We start from the raw sequence: 17686 nt of genomic DNA, 5'->3' as shown, positions 1-17686 counted from the left end.
CGTGGTGGATGTTGGACGGCGGCGGCAGTCTACCTGCAGGCTGCCGCCGCCACAAGCGCAGGACGGGTGATCAGATGGCCCGCGACGGACCTTCCCACAGATTGATGTGGCCTTCGCGCGCCTGCACGTCGATGGCGGCCAGCTCATCGGCAGTGAACGACAGTTGCTGCAGCGCGGCCACGTTTTCGCGGATTTGCGCGCTGCTGCTCGCGCCGATCAGGGTCGACGTGACGCGCGGATCGCGCAGCACCCAGGCCAGCGCCATCTGCGCCAGGGTTTGCCCCCGCTGCGCGGCGATCTGGTTCAGGGCGCGCACGCGGGCCAGGTTTTCCGCGCTCAGATGCTGTTGCGTCAGCGAACCGCCGCCGGGACGGTTGACGCGCGCATCCTGCGGCACGCCATCGAGGTACTTGTCGCTGAGCAGCCCCTGCGCCAGTGCCGTGAACGTGATGCAGCCCATGCCTTCCTCCTGCAGGGTATCGAGCAAGCCGTCTTCCTCGATCCAGCGGTTGAGCATGTTGTAGGCAGGCTGGTGGATCAGACACGGCACTTTCCACTCCTTCAGCAGGGCGGCCGCCTCGGCCGTCTTTTGCGGCGAATACGACGACAGGCCCACGTACAGCGCTTTGCCCTGCTGCACGGCGGTAGCCAGCGCGCCCATGGTTTCTTCCAGCGGCGTGTCGGCGTCGTAACGGTGCGAGTAAAAGATGTCGACATAGTCGAGGCCCAGGCGCTGCAGACTTTGGTCCAGGCTGGCCAGCACGTATTTGCGCGACCCGCCGCCCTGACCGTACGGTCCCGGCCACATGTCCCAGCCCGCCTTGGTGGAAATGATCAGCTCATCGCGATAGGGCAGAAAATCGTCACGCAGCAGCTTGCCGAAATTGCTTTCCGCGCTGCCATACGGCGGGCCGTAGTTATTCGCCAGGTCGAAATGCGTGATGCCCAGGTCAAACGCCGTGCGCAGCATGTCGCGCTGCGAAGCCAGATTGTTGCTGTCGCCAAAGTTATGCCATAGTCCCAGCGACAGCAGCGGCAGTTTCAGCCCGCTGCGCCCGCAAGTGCGGTATTGCATGCTGTCGTAGCGGTTCTCGGCGGCGTGGTAGGTCATGGCATCTCCTGGTTGAATGAAGCGTTTATTTTCGCGCAAAATCAAGGTCCGTGTGCGTGCGCCGTGCGCGTGGCCGCACGCGCCTTACAATAAGTGTTGAGGAGTCTCGCAAGGAGTAGTCATGGAAATCGAATTGAAACTGTTGCTGGCACAGCAGGATGTATCGCGTTTGCGCGCGCACCCGCTGCTGGCGCAATCCACGCAAGGTGCGCCGCAACTGCTGCGGATGCACGATATCTATGTCGATACGCCCGATCTGCAGCTGTGCCGTCACCAGGCGGGCTTGCGCGTGCGCCAGGTGGACGGACGCTGGGTGCAAACCCTGAAGGCGGGCGGTACCGTCAGCGGCGGCTTGCACAGCCGCCACGAATGGGAAGGCGAGGTGCCGGGGCCGCAACCGGACTTGGCCGCGCTCGGCTCGGCCATCGGCCGCAAGCAGCCCATCCGCGCGCTGCTGCGTCAGGACGCCATCCGCGGCGCCTTGCAGCCCGTGTTTACCACGCGCATGGAGCGCACCGTATGGCAGTTGCGCACGCCGCAGGGCGACGAGATCGAATGCGTGCTGGACCAGGGTGTCATCGAAAGCGGCGCGGATGGCGCCGCGCGCAGCGTGCCCGTCAGCGAGATCGAACTGGAATTGAAACAGGGGCAGGCGTCCAGCCTGTTCGACGTGGCGCTGGCCCTGCTGCAGGACGTGCCGCTACAGTTGGGCCACATGAGCAAGGCGGAACGCGGTTACCGCCTCGCGGCGTCACAGCCTCTGCAGGCGGTCAAGGCCCAGCCCCTGGCGCTGGACGCGGCCATGTCGGTGGAGCAGGTGTTCCTGGCCATCGCAGGCAATTGCCTGGAGCAAGTCAGCGGCAACCAGGATGGCGTGGCGGGGGGCGAGGACGTGGAAAGCGTGCACCAGATGCGCGTGGGCCTGCGCCGGTTGCGCTCGGCGCTGGGCATGTTCAAGTCCCTGCTGGCGCTGCCGGATGCCTTGAAGGACGAACTCGAGTGGCTGGGCGGCGCGCTGGGCGAGGCGCGCGACTGGGATGTGTTGGCGGGCAATACCCTGGCGCAGCTCGACGGGGAAGCGGCCGCGGATGCGGCGGCGCTGGCGGAGGCGGCGCACGCGCAGGCGCGCCTCAAGCACGAACTGGCGGCCCAGGCCGTCACCTCGGCGCGCTACACGGCCTGCATGCTGGGCTTGCAGCGCTGGCTGCAGGCGCGCGCCTGGCGCGACAGCTGTTCCGTGCGCCAGTTGCGGCGCCTGGATGCGCACGTCCGCCCGTTTGCCCGCGCGACCCTGCGCAAGGACCAGCGCCGTCTGATGCAGCGCGGCAAGCGCCTGCTGCATGCCACGCCGCAGCAGCGCCACCGGGTGCGCATCGCGGCCAAGAAGACGCGCTATGCGACGGAATTTTTTGCCTCGCTGTTTGCGGGCCGGGCCGTGAAACCGTATGTGGGGCGGCTGTCGGCGCTGCAGGATGAACTGGGCTGGCTCAACGATGTGCAAGTGGCCGACCGGCTGCTGCGGCAATTGCCCGAAGTTCAGACTGGCCAGGCCGACCAGGTTGAACAGTCCGCCCAGGACGGATTGCGGCTGCATGCAGCCTTCGTGCGCGGCTACCTGGCGGCGCAGGCGCAGGGCAGCGATGGCCGCATGCACAAGGCCTGGCGGCGCTTCAAGGCGGCCCGCTTGCCGGCCTGAGCCAGTCTAGGCCAGCGGGCGTTGCAACTGGCGCTCGAGGATGGCCAGCGGCGACTTGTGCGGGGCGGCCATGGCGCGCACGGGCAGCAGCCAGGTTTGCTCCAGTGCATGCTGTCCCCGCAGGGCCGCATGCGATACGGCGTCGCTGAAGACGATCCACGTCTGGCCCGGCGCGAACGCATGCGTGTGCTGTTCCACCTGCGCCTGGTAACCGAGGTCGGCCTTCATGGCGTCGTGCAGCTGCAGCATGTAGTGGTCGTAGGCCGTGCGCCGCGACTTGGTGACGCGCAGCCATTGCAGCAGGGCCGCCAGCACGGGTTGCGGACGCTTCGCGACGGGCAAGAAATGCTGCGCCACCTGTTCGAATGGCGCGCCCAGTTTCCACACGCGGGGCGCATCGCGCGGATGGATGTTGGTGAAGACGCGCAGGATGCGCCGGCCCTGCGTGGGCGAGGAGGGAAAACTGTCGACGTGCAGGCGCGTATCGTCCTTGCGCCAGGAAGTCACGCGGCCGGCGATTTCCACGGGACGAAAGCTGCCCTTGCCTTGCTGCAGATGGGGAGAGTAGCCGGGCAGCAAGCCGGCCAGCAAGCGCTGCGTGTGCCGCGCATAGCGCTGCATCAGCGCGGCCAGCAGCGCCGTATCGCAGGCATCGCCGTGGCCGCGCACGCCGCGCGCCGGTTCCCAGCTGATGTTCTTGGCGCTGCTGGCGCTGCCCACAGCGCCGTTCAGCAGCGCATGTTCTTCCTGTCGCAGGGGAAAGCCCAGCGCGGGCAACAGCAGCACCTGCCCATCTTCCAGTGCCTGCTGCGCCGCCGCCTGCTGCGCGGCGCTGCCGCTGGCGTCCCACCGGTCCAGGGAAATATCGATGAGTTTGCTCATGGCACAAACGGGTAAAACATCGGAGCGGCCAGTATGGGCGCTTGCCGCCCGCTTCCGTTTGCGCTGGCGCAGATTCAGTTCACAGTTTGCTGTTCTGGCAGCCGGCACTAGCGCATTCGCGCACGCGGTCTTGCAGGAATTGCGCACGTTCGATGGTGGTTTGGGTGGCGCAATCGAGGTTCACATAGAAGCCCGACGATTCGCGCTTGGAGCAATTCTGGTTGCGGTTGGCCATCCACGCCAGCTGGCCCGATTTCAGCTTTTGCTTGCCGCTGGCATCGAGCTGGGAGCTAAGTTTCTTGTAGTTGGCGTTGAGTTCCTTGTCTGCTTCCTGGTACACCTTGTTGAGGCAGTACAGGCCGTCGAAGTCGTTGCGCGGCGTGTCGCAAGCCGAGTTGGCGAAGGCGGAACCGGAGGCAAACATGAGCAGGGCAAGCAGGCATTTTTTCATGGCGGGCTTTCAGAAAGTGGTGGGAGCCGGATCGGCGAGCAAGGCAGCGCTCTTGCGCATCCTACAACACTTCCCTTCCAGCGCCGTCAGTAAGCCAGGCGGCCCGGCACGCTTACTTCGATCTGCGTGCCGGCGCCGGGCCGGCTGTCGATGCGCAGGCTGGCCTTGATGGCGGCGGCGCGCTCGCGCATGCCGACCAGGCCCCAGTGGCCGGGCCGCTGGCCCGTTTGCGCCACGGCGTCATCGAGGCCGCAGCCGTCGTCGCGCACGCGCAGGGTGAACGCATGGTCCGCATAGTCGAGTTCCAGCACGATGTTGGCCGCCTCGGCATAGCGGGAGGCGTTGAACAGCGCTTCACGCGCGATCGCATAGATTTCGTCATGCACGCGCGGCTGCAGGCGCCGGCAGGTGCCGCTGACATGCACCGTGAACGCGTGTGCGCGGTGCTCTGCCAGGCCCTTGCCGAATTGCTGCAGCGCCAGGCGCAGTTCGTCCGGTTCGGCCGAGGCGCGCAAGTCCATGATCTGGTCGCGTCCTTCGATCAGCAGCTGGTCGGCCAGGTTGAGGGTGCCGTCGAGGCGGGCCCGTTCGCGCGTGCCCTTGGGCAGCATGTCCGCATGCGCATGGAACGACAGGATCAGGCCCTGCACGCTTTGCAGCAGGGTGTCGTGCAGCGAACGGGCGATGCGCGAGCGTTCGGCCAGGCGCTCCTGCAAGCGTTCCTGCAGCCGTTCCTGCATGTTGCGCGTCAGGTGGCGGATGCGTAGCACATAGCCGCCATACAGCAGCAGCGCGGCGCCCAGCGCCAGCAGCACGACGAACCACGGCGTTTGCACGAAGGCGGGCGCGATGATGATGGCCAGCCCTGTCCCCTGCGTGTTCCACACGCCGTCTTCGTTGGCGGCCGTGATCTCGAAGCGGTAGCTGCCGGGTGCAAGGTTAGTGTAGTAGGCTTCGCGGCGGCCGACCGCTTCCTGCCAGCCCGCGTCCACGCCCGCCAGTTTGTAGCGCAGGCGCACGCGTTCCGGCATCGACAGGCTCAGGGCCGTGAAGCCGATCTGCAGGGTCTTGCTGCCTTGCGGCAGGTGCTGCGGCTTGCCATCGTCCAGCGCGTAGCGCGCGCCATTGGCCAGCAGGCTGTGGATCTGCACGGGCGGCGCCAGGGCGTTGCGGCGGATGTGCAGCGGGTCGAGCATGCCGATGGTGGCCGAGGTGGAAAACCACAGCTTGCCATCGGGCGCATGGATCAGTGACGGCACGGGGCGCAGCTGCGAGGCATGGCCCTGCAAGCCGTCGAGCGCGTCGAAGCGTTCCGAGGTAACAGCGCTGCCGTCGCGCATCCACGCGGCCAGGCTGGCGGCGCCGATATGGTCGATGCCGTCCGCGCCATGCAGCCACAGGTCGCCGTCCGGCAGGCGCACGATGCCCGACACGCCGCGAAACGCTGCGCCGCGCGCGCCGCGCAAGGTGTGGAAGCGGCCGGCGCGGTACAGGGCCATGCCGTTTTCGCCGCCGGCCCACATCGCCTCGCCATCGCGGTACAGCTGCAGCACGGTGCCCACTTGCAGACCCTCGGGCGCGCCGAGCCGCTTCACGGCGCCCGCGCGCTGGCCGTCGGCCACCAGGCTGACGGTATTGTCGGCATGGCCCAGCCAGACGGTGCCGGCGCCATCCATCGCCATGGCCGTCGTCAGCACCGTCGGCAGGCCGGACAGGCCGCCGTTCGCGCTCCATTTTCCTTCGCTCAGGCGAAACAGGCCGCCGCCGGAAAACGAGGCCCACAGGGCCCCCGAGCGGTCTTGCTGCAGCGCCTGCGGATCGAGCCCTTGCACGGGCGTCGCCACGCGCGTCATGGTTCCGTTGCGCGCGCGATGGTGGAGTTCCTGCTCGTTGCCCAGCCACAGCGTGCCGTCGGGCGCCCAGTGACTGGCCGCCAGCGCCCCCTTCAAGATCACTTTTTTCATGCCATCGGCCGTAAAGCTGCGCACGTCGCTCACGTAGTCGCCGATCCACACATCGCCGTCGGGCCCCGGCAGCATGCCGGGATGGTCGAAGGGCACGGCAACGGCCAGGGTCTTCAGGCGGTTCGGCCGCAGCCGGTCCAGGCCCGTCGAGGTGCCGAACCACAGATTGCCTTCGCGGTCCTGGAACGACGTTTGCGGCAGCGGGCCGCTGATGCCGTTCTGGCGCGTCAGACGCTGGGCTGGCAGGCTGGGGCCGGAAGGCTCGAACTTGCGTTCGATGCCGTCGGGCTGCATCAGCCACATGGTGCCGGCGCGGTCGAAGCGGATGCTGTTGCCCCTGGCGTCGGGCCGGATGGGCGCATCGCCGCGCGGCGCGCTGGTGCGCACGCGATAGTAATTGCTTTGCGCATCGACGGCCCAGATGGCGCCGTCGGGCGCTTCATCCATGCCGGTGAGGATGGTGCGCGGCCAGGCATGGGAAAAATGCGTCTCGCCCGGCCTGCGGAAATAGGCGCCATGCATGGTGCCCATCCACTGCGTGCCATCGCGGGCGAACAGGATCTGGTAGACGCGCTTGTCGGGCAGGCCCACGTTGGCCGCTTGCGCAACAAAACGGTCCGCGCCGGGCGCCAGGCGCGCCGCGCCATCGCGCGTGCCGACCCAGATGGCGCCGTCGGGCGCTACCTCGATATGGAACACGGCGCCCGGCGGCAAGCCGTCCGCTTCGCGGTAGGTGCGCACGCCATCCTTGCGAAAGACGCTGACGCCGCCGAGGCGGTAGCCGACCCACACGGCGCCGTCCGCCGGCGTGGCCAGGCCCAGCACATTACTCGACGGCAGGCGGTGGCCGTACACGCTGTCGACCCTGTCGAAGCGCACGCCATCGTAGCGGTACAAGCCGGTGGCCGTGGCGATCCACAGCCAGCCATCCTTGCCCTGGGCGAATTTCAGCACATCGACGGGCGCGCCTTGCAAGGCGCCCCAGGCATTGTGGGTATAGTCGGACAGCAGGGGCGATGGGGCGGCCGCGCACGCGTGCAGGTGGCACGCCAGCAGGGGCAAGATCAACAGGCGGCGCAGCAGGCGAGCGGACATCGGGGCAGGGGGAGATAGCGGTGGCGGGGCAGTGATTGTAGCGCAGCGCCGGGCTTTTCAGCAGGCAAAAAAAAGCCTGCGCGGGTGGCGCAGGCTTCTTTTTGCCCTACGTTGACAGGAACTGGCGCTTACGCGAAGTTCTTGGCAACGAAGTCCCAGTTGACCAGGCCCCAGAACGTTTCCACGTACTTGGCGCGCAGGTTGCGGTAGTCGATGTAGTAGGCGTGTTCCCAGACGTCGCAGGTCAGCAGCGGCTTGTCGCCGGTAGTCAGCGGGCAGCCGGCGTTCGAGGTGTTGACGATGTCGACGGAACCGTCGGCTTTTTGCACCAGCCAGGTCCAGCCCGAACCGAAGTTGCCCACGCACGACTTGGTGAATTCTTCCTTGAACTTGTCGAACGACGACCATTTGGCGTTGATCGCGTCAGCCACGGCACCCGCAGGCGCGCCGCCGCCGGCCGGCTTCATGCCGTTCCAGTAGAAGGTGTGGTTCCATACCTGGGCTGCATTGTTGAAGATGCCGCCCGACGATTTCTTGATGATCTCTTCCAGCGACAGGTTCTCGAACTCGGTACCCTTGATCAGGTTGTTCAAGTTGGTGACATACGCCTGGTGATGCTTGGCATAGTGGTATTCCAGGGTTTCTTTCGAAATATGCGGCGCCAGAGCGTCCATTTCATACGGCAGTGGTGGCAGAGTATGTTCCATGTGATGTCCCTTTATGGTGAGTGTTCGGAGTCTTCCAGCCTGTGGCCGGAGGGTTGAGCCAAGCTTGCTTGAAGCAGGCATTCTTGCTGAACGAGCCACTATTGTAAAGCGGATGCGCCATTGCTGCAGATTCCGGCACGCGTCGCGGATGCCTTTGGCGTAGTGATTCTCGTTCAGCCTGAATCGGGCGGAAAAGTTCCCAGCCGCAAGCCTTAACGGATGCGTCGGGTGGTCTCGCGAACGATCAGTTCCAGCGGTGGAATGGCCGCCTGCACGGCTTCGCCATTGATCAGCCCCAGCAGCGCTTCCGTGGCAATGCGGCCGATGTCGTACAGGGGCTGGTGGATGGTCGTCAGCGGCGGTGTCGTGTAGGACGAGCCGGGCAAGTCATCGAAACCGACGAGCGAGATATCGTCGGGCACGCGGATGCCCTTGCGGTACAGGCACAGGCGCACGCCGTAGGCGGACAGGTCGTTGGCGGCGAAGACGGCGCTGAATTGCTGCTGCGTATCGAACAGATGGTTCATGGCCAGCATCCCGCTTGCCTCGTGGAAATCGCCTTCCACCATCAGCTTCGGGTCGATGGCGATGTCCGCTTCGCGCAGCGCGCGCTGGTAGCCCGTTAGGCGCTCGGCCGCATCCGTGTTGTTGGCGGGGCCGGCCACGAAGGCGATGCGGCGGTGGCCCAGTTCCACCAGGTGGCGCACGGCCAGGTAGGCGCCGTATTCGTTGTCGAGCTTGAAGCCGATGGCGCTTTTCGTGGCCAGCAGGCGGCCCGTCGAGACGATGGGCCGCTGCTGCGAGAAATCGAGCACGCTCTCGTCCGAGATGCGCCCCGACAGCAGGATGATGCCGTCGACCTTTCTTGCCAGCAGCAAGCGGATGCGGTCCGCCTCTTCCTGCGCATTCCAGTGCCCGCTGACGATGACGGACGCATAGCCCGTGTCCTTCAAGCCGTCGTCCACGCCGCGCAGGCTTTCGTCGAAGAAGGGGCTGGAAATATCCTGCACCACGATGCCGATGGTCATCGAGCGGCCCTTCTTCAGACCCTGGGCCATCTGGTTCGGCGCGAATTTCATGTGTGCGATGGCCGCCAGCACGGCGTCGCGCTTGTCGTCGGACACCCTGGCCGTGCCATTGAGGATGCGCGAGACGGTGCTGGGCGACACGCCGGCCTGGCGGGCCACGTCGAGCAGGGTGGAAGGGGGAGCAGCGTGGGCGCTATCGTTCAAGGTGATTCCTGGGTATCAAGATGGCTGGTTCTCAGTGCTCTGAAAACCTTTTCATCGAAAGATTACCATAAATGCCTACAGGGCCGTAGGTCGGCGTAGGTCGGGTTAGCCCGCAGGGCGTAAGCCGACACAGCGCAGCCAACAATGCCTCGGACCATGCCTCTGGCGCCAACAATGTTGTCGGATTACGCGCTCACGCGCTAATCCGACCTATGCTTGAAAACGTTTTCACGAAAAACAACAGCATCTTGAAATGGCGGATTTTTACGTCTTTTCATAGGAGAACACGCGCCATGGCGTGCATCTCGCCACGCTGCCCTCAATAAAAATGACAACTTTTTCGGTTGACTTGATTTTCTTTGCGGTGTTAAATGGACACATGTTGTGAAAACGTTTTCAAGATAGAAGACGCTCAATAAACGGAGATGAAATAATGAAGTCAAGCATCCTTGGCGCCGTCCCTCTGGCGGCGCTGACCCTGGCCTTTGGCGTGGCCGCCGCACCTGCAGCCGTCCCGCCGGCCGTCTCGCAGGCCGCACCGTTGCCGGCGCTGGCCCCGGCAACGATTACCGTCGCCTCGTTCCCCGACCTGGACCGCGCCGTGAAAACGGCCTTGCCCTTGTGGGAAAAGCTGTATCCGCAAGTGAAGGTCAAGCTGGTCAGCCTGCAGATCGACGACCACCATAACTCGATGACGACGGCGCTGGCGGCCGGCGCGCGCCTGCCCGACGTGATGGCCATCGACTTCCGCTATGTCGGCAGCTTCGCCGAATCGAAGGGCATGGAAGACTTGCTGCAGCCGCCATACGGGGCAGGGCAGTACCGCGCCCAGTTCGTGCCGTTCACCTTCGTGCAGGCGACCAGTTCGCGCGGCACCCTGGGCGCCATGCCGGCCGACCTGGGACCTGGCACCCTGTTCTACCGCAAGGACCTGATGGACAAGGCGGGCATCAAGGAAAGCGATTTGACGCAATCGTGGGAGTCGTACATCGCCGCCGGCAAGAAGCTCAAGGCCGCCACCGGCACCTATCTGCTGGCCGGCGCCAGCGACCTGGCCGATATCTATATCCGCGCCAATTTGAAGGATGGCGAAGGCATTTATTTTGGCGACAAGGGCCAGGTGCTGGTCGACTCGCCCCGCTTCGTCAAAGCCTTCGAACTGGCCAAGGCGGCGCGGGTCGCCGGCATCGATGCGCGGACTGTGGCCTGGACGGGCGAGTGGGCCGAAGGCTTCAAGCGCGACAAGGTGGCCAGCCAGATGATGGGTTCGTGGCTCAGCGGCCACCTGGCCAAGTGGCTGGCACCCGATTCCAAAGGCCAGTGGCGCGCGGCGAACCTGCCGGCCGGCGCGCTGGCGTCCTACGGCGGCTCTTTCTACGGCATCCCGAAAAAGGCGGCGAATAAAACCCAGGCCTGGGAATTCATCAAGTTCATGACCGTGAACAAGGATATCCAGCTGCACTCGCTCAAAGAGATCGGCGCCTTCCCGGCAATCAAGGCCGCGTATGCGGACCCCATGATGGACGAGCCGCAGCCGTATTTCGGCGGCCAGAAGACGCGCATTCTGGCGCGCGACACGGCGGCGAAAATCCCCGTCATCCGCGTCGACAAGTTCGACGCTGTGGCGCGTGACATCGTCAACATGGAACTGGAAAGCGTGCTGGCGCAAAACAAGGATATCAAGACGGCGCTGGCCGACGCCAAGGCCCTGATCACCCACCGCGCGCGGCGCTAGGAGCAGCATGACTACCTCCATGCCTTGTACCGATGGCGCGCCCGCTGCTGCTGCGGCGCGGCCCGCCAGGAAACGCTACAACATGAAGAAGTGGGCGCCGTATATTTTCATCAGCCCCTTCTTCATCCTGTTCGCCGTCTTCAGCCTGTTCCCGCTGCTGTTTTCCATCTATCTGTCGTTCAACCAGTGGGAAGCGGCCAGCGGCGTGGAAGCCATGCAGTGGGTGGGCCTGGACAACTACAAGTACGCCTTGAGCGACCCGTGGTTTTTACGCTCGCTGGGCAATACCGTCTGGCTGGCGCTGGCCTCGGGCGTGCCGCAGCACCTGGTCGCCATTCCGCTGGCAGCCTTCATCCACAACAGCTTCAAGCGCTCGCGCAACCTGGTGATCGGCATTTACTTTTTACCGTTCATCACGTCCAGCGTGGCCATCGCCATGGTCTTCAACACTCTGTTCTCGCGCGACTATGGCCAGATCAATGTGCTGATCCAATGGTGCGCCAGCCTGCCGTTAATCGGTGGCCTGTTCCCGGCCGAATCGATCGACTGGCTGGGCAGCTCGCTGTTCATCAAGCCGGCCGTCGCCTTCGTGATTTTCTGGCGCTACCTGGGCTGGAACCTGGTGCTGTATCTGTCCGCGTTGCAGGTGATACCCAAGGATCTGTACGAGGCGGCCACCATCGACGGCGCGTCGAAACGCCAGCAGTTCTGGTACATCACCTTGCCGCAGCTGCGTCCGATGATCTACCTGGCCGTGACACTCACCATCATGGGCAACCTGCAGCTGTTCGAGGAACCGTTCGTGCTGGTGGCCGAATCGAGTGGCGTGAGCCAGTCCGTGATGACGACGGCCATCTTCGTCTACAAGACGGCGTTTTCCTCGGGCGACTTCGGCACGGCGTCGGCCATTTCCTGGCTGCTGTTCCTGATCATCGCCAGCACCACCTGGGTCAACAACCGCATTTTCAGCCGCAATGAACGCAAGGAGGTCCGATGAAAACCACCCGCTGGACGGCCTACGCCATGGTGGCCATCGGCGCCCTGATCATGGTCGCGCCGTTCTACTTCATGTTCGTCTTCGCCACGCACACGAGCGCCGAGATCTACAGCCTGCCGCCACCGCGCTGGTTCGGCACGGCCCTGCTCAACAACCTGGAATTGCTGCAGGAGCGCCTGCCGTTCTGGCGCAATATCGGCATCAGCCTGTACGTGGCGCTGATGACGACGGCGCTGACCTTGTTCTTTTGCTCGCTGGGCGGCTATGCGTTTGCCATGTACGAGTTCCGCTTCAAGCGGCCCTTGTTTACCCTGGTGATGGCGTCGATGATCATCCCCTCGTTCATGAACATGATCCCGACCTTCATGCTGATGGATTTCCTCGGCTGGCTGGACCAGCCGCGCGCCCTGTACGTGCCGGGAGCGGCCGGCGCGCTGGGTATTTTCCTCATGCGCCAGTACATCGGCACGGCGATCCCGAGGGATTTGATCGAGGCGGCGCGCATCGACGGCTGCGGCGAATTCGCCATCTACTGGCGGGTCGTGCTGCCGCTGATCGGCCCCGCCATGGGCACCCTGGGCCTGATCACCTTCATCAACTCGTGGAACAATTTCATCACGCCGCTGGTCGTCATGCGCTCGGTCGAGAACTATACGATCCCGCTGGCCCTGCGCAGCATGCAGGCGCCCAACAACACGGAGTGGGGCGCGCTGATGACGGGCGCCGCCATCGCCGTGCTGCCGCTGCTGCTGATGTTTTTTGTCGCCTCGAAGCGTCTCATAGAAGGCTTGACCCAGGGCGCCGTCAAAGGCTAGCACTCTTTTAATCCACTCACACTGACATGACCACCATGCATAACGACGACATTGATACCAACTTTCCCGCCACCTTCACCTGGGGCGTGGCCACCAGCGCCTACCAGATCGAGGGCGCCGCCGCCATCGACGGCCGGGGCCCCTCCATCTGGGATACCTTCAGCCATACGGATGGCAAGATCATCGACGGCAGCAATGGCGACGTGGCCTGCGACCATTACCACCGCTACGCGGAGGACGTGGAGCTGATCGCCAGCCTGGGCGTGAACGCCTACCGTTTTTCCATGTCCTGGTCGCGGGTGCAGCCCACGGGTTCCGGCGCCTGGAACGAGGCCGGCTTCGATTTTTATGGGCGTTTGCTCGACGCCCTGGCTGCCAAGGGGCTCGATGCGCATCTGACCCTGTACCACTGGGACTTGCCGCAAGCCTTGCAGGACGAGGGCGGCTGGCTCAATCGTGCCACCTGCTACCACTTTGCCGCCTACGCGGCCGAGGTGGCGCGCCGCTTCGGCCACAAGGTGGCCAGCATCGCCACCCATAACGAACCGTGGTGCACGGCCGTGCTGGGCCACGGCACGGGCCAGTTCGCCCCCGGCATGGCCGACCCGGCCGCCGCCGTGCAAGTGTCGCACCATCTGCTGCTGTCGCATGGCCTGGCCATGCAATCGATGCGCGCCGTCAATCCGCCCGCGAAACTGGGCATCGTGCTCAATCAATGGACGGCCACGCCAGCCACCGACAGCGCCCAGGACCGCGAGCTGGCCGAACTCGAATATGCGCGCTCGGTGCAGTGGTATATGGACGCCATCTTCAAGGGCCGCTACCCGGCCCTGGCCCTGAAACACGTCGACGCTTCTGCTTTATCCATCTTTGAAAACGATTTCATAGATATCAAGCAGCCCATCGATTTCCTCGGCGTGAACTATTACACGCGCGCTTTCATGAGCGCCGAGACGCCGCCGCGCAAGCCCGAATGCAAGCTCGGTGTCAACGACATGGGCTGGGAAACCTACCCGCAAGGCTTGACGGAACTGCTGGTCGGCCTGCACCGCGAATACCGATTGCCGCCCGTCTACATCACGGAAAACGGCATGGCCGTGGCCGACAAGCCCGTCGACGGCAAGATCCACGACGCGCCGCGCATCGAGTACGTGCAGCTGCACCTGGACGCCTTGCGCGCCGTGATCGCGCAGGGCATCGACGTACGCGGCTATTTCTACTGGAGCCTGATGGACAACTTCGAGTGGAACTCGGGCTATGCCAAGCGCTTCGGCATGGTCTACGTCGATTACGCCACGCAGCAGCGCAGCTTCAAGGACAGCGCCCTGTGGTACCGCGACTTCATCGCCGCGCAGCGCGCGTCTCACGCCGCCGTGCTGGCCGAGGAGCACTGACATGGCCGCCATTTCCCTGCGCGGCATCCGCAAGACCTATGGCGACGGCCCGGAAATCGTCAAGGGCCTGGACCTCGATATCCACGACGGCGAATTCATGGTCTTTGTCGGGCCATCCGGCTGCGGCAAGTCGACCCTGCTGCGCATGATCGCGGGACTGGAAGACATCAGCGCGGGCCAGCTGCGCATCGGCGACCTGCTGGCCAACGACGTGGCGCCGGCCGAGCGGGGCATCGCCATGGTCTTTCAGAGCTATGCGCTGTACCCGCACATGACGGCGCGCGACAACATGGGCTTTGCCTTGAAACTGGCGGGCAAGCCGGAAGCGGAAGTGCGCGCGGCCGTCGGCAAGGTGGCCGAGATCTTGCAGATCACGCACCTGCTCGACCGCAAGCCCAAGGCCTTGTCGGGCGGTGAGCGCCAGCGCGTGGCCATCGGCCGCTCCATCGTGCGCCAGCCCAAGGTGTTCCTGTTTGACGAGCCGCTGTCCAACCTCGACGCGTCCTTGCGCGTGCAGACGCGCATCGAACTGGCCAAGCTGCACCAGGAACTGGGTACCACCATGATCTACGTGACGCACGACCAGGTCGAAGCCATGACCCTCGGTGACCGGGTCGCCGTCTTCCACGGCGGCCACCTGGAGCAGGTGGGTGCGCCGCTGGACCTGTACCGCCAGCCGGCCAGCCAGTTCGTGGCCGGCTTCATCGGCGCGCTGCGCATGAATTTCTTGCCGTGCGCCGCCGTCCCCGCGCTGGCCAGCCAGCTTGGCGGCGAGGCGGGCATGCTGGTTGGCATACGCCCCGAACACCTGCGCCTGGTGCCGCGCCACGAAGGCTACGGCGCCACGGTGACCCTGATCGAGCAGCTGGGCGACGCGCAAATCATCCACGCGACGCTCGACGGCAGTTCGCACGCGGTGGCCATCAAGCTGCACGGCGAGGCGCGCCACAGTCTGGCGCAGGGCAGCGCCATCGGCTTTGCGCCGGAAGAAGGCCATGCCTTTCTATTCGACACGGCCGGGCGCGCCGTGGCTACCCATTGACCCCGCACGGAGGCGACATGACTTCAGATTGACACCCAAAAAATGTGCAGCAATAGCCAAAGAGCTATGTGATCATCAATCAACCAGCGGTACAGGAGACAACAACAATGCAACAGCTCAAACGCAATACCATCGCCCTCAGCCTGGCGCATGCGACCTTCGCCCAGTTCATCTTGCTGGGCAGCGGCGCCGCCATGGCCCAGGAGGCTGCAGCCACCGACGCGGCAAAGCCGGCAGCCGAACAGATGGACCGCATCGTCGTCACGGCCACGCGCCGCAATACCTTCGTGCAGGAGACGCCGCTGGCCGTCACCGCCTTCAACCAGGACACCCTGCAAAACAACCAGGTCAAGGATCTGGCGTCGCTGGCCACCATGGTGCCCAGCCTCGTCGTCGAGCAGCATGGTGACTCGGGCGGCGTGCACGTCTACATGCGCGGCGTCGGTTCGGCCAACCACACGGAGCTGGGCGACCCGGCCGTCGCCTTTTATGTCGATGGCGTGTATTCGCCGCGTCCGCAGGGCGCCACGGCGCTGATGTACGACCTGTCGCACGTCGAGGTGGCGCGCGGACCGCAGGGCACGCTGAACGGCCGCAATTCGACTGCCGGCGCCGTCAACCTCGTGTCGGCCGCGCCTAGCACGGCCAAGTTCATGGGTTCGGCCGGCATCACGGTGGGCGACAAGCGCCATCTGCAGACGCAGGGCATGATCAATATCCCGTTTTCCGACGACGTGGCGCTGCGCATCGCCGCCATCAAGGATAGCCACGACGGCACGGTGGACTTCCGCCGCGGCTCGAACGTCATGCCGGGCACGGCCAAGTATGGCGCCGGCGACCAGATGGGCGTGCGCGCCTCGCTGCTGTGGAAGTTCACGCCGCAGCTGCGCGGTACCTTCATCGCCGACTACTTCCTCGACCAGGGCGCCGGCAACGTCTACCTGGCGGCCGAACCGAAACGGGGCGAGAAGCTGCGTTCGGCCCTGATCGACACGCCGGGCACCCTGGACCAGTCGATTCTGACCTACAAGGGCAAGCTCAATTACAAGCCGACGGACGCGCTGGATTTCACGTACCTGGGCAGCTGGAGCCGCTACAAGCGCCAGAACAGCAACGACTCCGATGCGGGCCTGTTCCCCGGCTTCAAGTCGGAAAACCGCACGGACTGGGCGCAGTTCGACAGCTATTCGCACGAGCTGCAGGCGCGCTCGGACGACGACGCGCCGTTCCAGTGGGTGGCCGGCCTGTTCCTGTTCAATGAAAAGAACAAGGTGCGCTTCGACATCGACCGCAGCCAGATTTCGCAGGCGGCCGTGCAGCAGGATATCGCCAACGGCGCCGTGATCTTCGTGCAGCCGACCGTGGGTCAGTATGCGTCGTCGATGTCCTTCATCCAGGGCGACCGCCAACTGAAGTCGAAGGCCGTGTTCGGCCAGGTCAGCCAGCAAGTGACGGACCAGATCAAGCTGACGGCCGGCGCGCGCTACACGAAAGATCATAAATTCGATATCGGCGGCAAGAACTGGGCATGCCCGAACTGGCCCGCGAACACGCCGCTGGGCACCACGGTCCTCACTGCCGACCAGTTGCGCCAGCTCGTCACGCCGGGCACGGGCCTGGCCAACACGCACAATATCGGCCCGGGCGGCGCCATCACGGCCGCCACCTGCGGCAATACGCCGGGCGACAATACGGCCGACCTGAAATACGGCCAGGCCACCTGGCTGGGCCGCATCGAGTACAAGCTGCGCCCGGACATTCTGCTGTTCGGTTCCGTGACGACGGGCTTCCATTCGCCGGCCATCGGCGACGGCGGCGCCACCACCAAGCCGGAAAAGCTGACCAGCTATGAAATCGGCTTCAAGTCGGACTTGCTGAACCGCGAACTGACCCTGAACCTCGACGCCTTCCTGATGAAGTACAAGGACAAGCTGGAATCGCAGGTGGTCAACAGCGTGCTGGCCAACTTCAATGCGGCCGGCGCCACCGTCAAGGGCCTGGAAGCGGAATGGGTGTGGCGGCCTACGAAGGTCGACCGCCTGACGGGCAACGCCACCTGGCTCAAAGCCGTGTACGACGACTTCATGTCGTGCGACGTCGATGCGGCGCGCGCGAATGGGCAGTCTTGCGGTTCGACGGCGCCACTGGTGAACGTGGGCGGCAGCACCATGAAGCATGCGCCGAAGTTTTCCACGACCGTGCAGTACGAGCATGATTTCAATGTCGCCGGCGGCCAGCTCACGCCGCGCGCTTCGGTGCACCATGAAACCATGTCGTACGTGGGGGCGGGCGCGTTCAACGGCGACGTGCCGGGCCACGCCGGCGTCAAGCGCCAGGAAGCCTACACGACCCTGGACCTGAGCCTGCGCTTCCAGCCGGCCAACAAGGCCTACACGGTGGAAGCGTTCGTGCAGAACGCCACCGACAAGGCCGTCAAGCTGGACGTCAATGAAATCTGCACGGACGTGGGCATGCCATGCCAGCCCACGCAGCAGATCTACGGCGCCTTCTACAACGCGCCGCGCACGTTTGGCGCGCGCGTGTCGATGAAGTTTTAATCAGGCA

The 17686-nt window shown here is 64.8% G+C and carries 13 protein-coding genes; 7 read left to right on the top strand and 6 right to left on the bottom strand.

Annotated elements, in window-relative coordinates; translation table 11 throughout:
- Positions 1-70: 70 nt before the first annotated feature.
- Positions 71-1111, bottom strand: coding sequence for an L-glyceraldehyde 3-phosphate reductase (gene mgrA, locus VM94_RS06075; RefSeq protein WP_046682648.1), 1041 nt, complete (start codon positions 1109-1111; stop codon positions 71-73).
- Between the two features lie 121 nt (positions 1112-1232).
- On the opposite strand from mgrA, the gene VM94_RS06070 reads away from it, so the two are divergent.
- A complete protein-coding gene (locus VM94_RS06070) occupies positions 1233-2807 on the top strand; it encodes a CYTH and CHAD domain-containing protein (RefSeq protein WP_046682647.1) in 1575 nt (524 codons plus the stop codon).
- 6 nt (positions 2808-2813) lie between these two features.
- On the opposite strand, the gene VM94_RS06065 is transcribed toward VM94_RS06070, so the two are convergent.
- The 5 genes from VM94_RS06065 to VM94_RS06045 form a co-directional block, all read right to left on the bottom strand.
- Positions 2814-3689, bottom strand: a complete 876-nt coding sequence (locus VM94_RS06065; protein ID WP_046682646.1) for a Kdo hydroxylase family protein — start codon at positions 3687-3689, stop codon at positions 2814-2816.
- A gap of 79 nt (positions 3690-3768) precedes the next feature.
- A complete protein-coding gene (locus tag VM94_RS06060) occupies positions 3769-4140 on the bottom strand; it encodes a lysozyme inhibitor LprI family protein (protein WP_046682645.1) in 372 nt (123 codons plus the stop codon).
- Positions 4141-4226: 86 nt separating this feature from the next.
- Complete coding sequence (locus VM94_RS06055; protein WP_046682644.1) at positions 4227-7199, bottom strand: sensor histidine kinase; 2973 nt, start codon at positions 7197-7199, stop codon at positions 4227-4229.
- Between the two features lie 128 nt (positions 7200-7327).
- Positions 7328-7906 carry a superoxide dismutase gene (locus VM94_RS06050; protein WP_034751750.1) on the bottom strand — a complete coding sequence of 193 codons (579 nt, stop codon included), beginning with the start codon at positions 7904-7906 and terminating at the stop codon, positions 7328-7330.
- A 212-nt stretch (positions 7907-8118) separates the two neighbouring features.
- Complete coding sequence (locus VM94_RS06045) at positions 8119-9138, bottom strand: LacI family DNA-binding transcriptional regulator (RefSeq protein WP_034751748.1); 1020 nt, start codon at positions 9136-9138, stop codon at positions 8119-8121.
- Between the two features lie 433 nt (positions 9139-9571).
- Here VM94_RS06045 and VM94_RS06040 point away from each other — a divergent pair, with 433 nt between their 5' ends.
- From VM94_RS06040 to VM94_RS06015, 6 genes are all read left to right on the top strand, one after another.
- On the top strand, positions 9572-10873 hold the full coding sequence (locus VM94_RS06040) for an ABC transporter substrate-binding protein (RefSeq protein WP_138828896.1): 1302 nt from the start codon (positions 9572-9574) through the stop codon (positions 10871-10873).
- A gap of 7 nt (positions 10874-10880) precedes the next feature.
- Positions 10881-11870 carry a carbohydrate ABC transporter permease gene (locus tag VM94_RS06035; protein ID WP_052755558.1) on the top strand — a complete coding sequence of 330 codons (990 nt, stop codon included), beginning with the start codon at positions 10881-10883 and terminating at the stop codon, positions 11868-11870.
- On the top strand, positions 11867-12685 hold the full coding sequence (locus tag VM94_RS06030) for a carbohydrate ABC transporter permease (protein WP_046682642.1): 819 nt from the start codon (positions 11867-11869) through the stop codon (positions 12683-12685). Before VM94_RS06035 ends, VM94_RS06030 begins: the two co-directional genes overlap by 4 nt.
- A 26-nt stretch (positions 12686-12711) precedes the next feature.
- On the top strand, positions 12712-14079 hold the full coding sequence (locus tag VM94_RS06025; RefSeq protein ID WP_046682641.1) for a GH1 family beta-glucosidase: 1368 nt from the start codon (positions 12712-12714) through the stop codon (positions 14077-14079).
- 1 nt (position 14080) lies between these two features.
- Positions 14081-15121, top strand: coding sequence for an ABC transporter ATP-binding protein (locus VM94_RS06020; RefSeq protein WP_046682640.1), 1041 nt, complete (start codon positions 14081-14083; stop codon positions 15119-15121).
- Positions 15122-15228: 107 nt separating this feature from the next.
- Positions 15229-17679, top strand: coding sequence for a TonB-dependent receptor (locus VM94_RS06015; protein ID WP_046682639.1), 2451 nt, complete (start codon positions 15229-15231; stop codon positions 17677-17679).
- Positions 17680-17686 lie beyond the last annotated feature (7 nt).

The organism is Janthinobacterium sp. KBS0711, from assembly GCF_000988085.1.
Classification (GTDB): domain Bacteria; phylum Pseudomonadota; class Gammaproteobacteria; order Burkholderiales; family Burkholderiaceae_D; genus Janthinobacterium; species Janthinobacterium lividum_E.
This window is presented reverse-complemented; position numbering and strand designations above follow the sequence as displayed.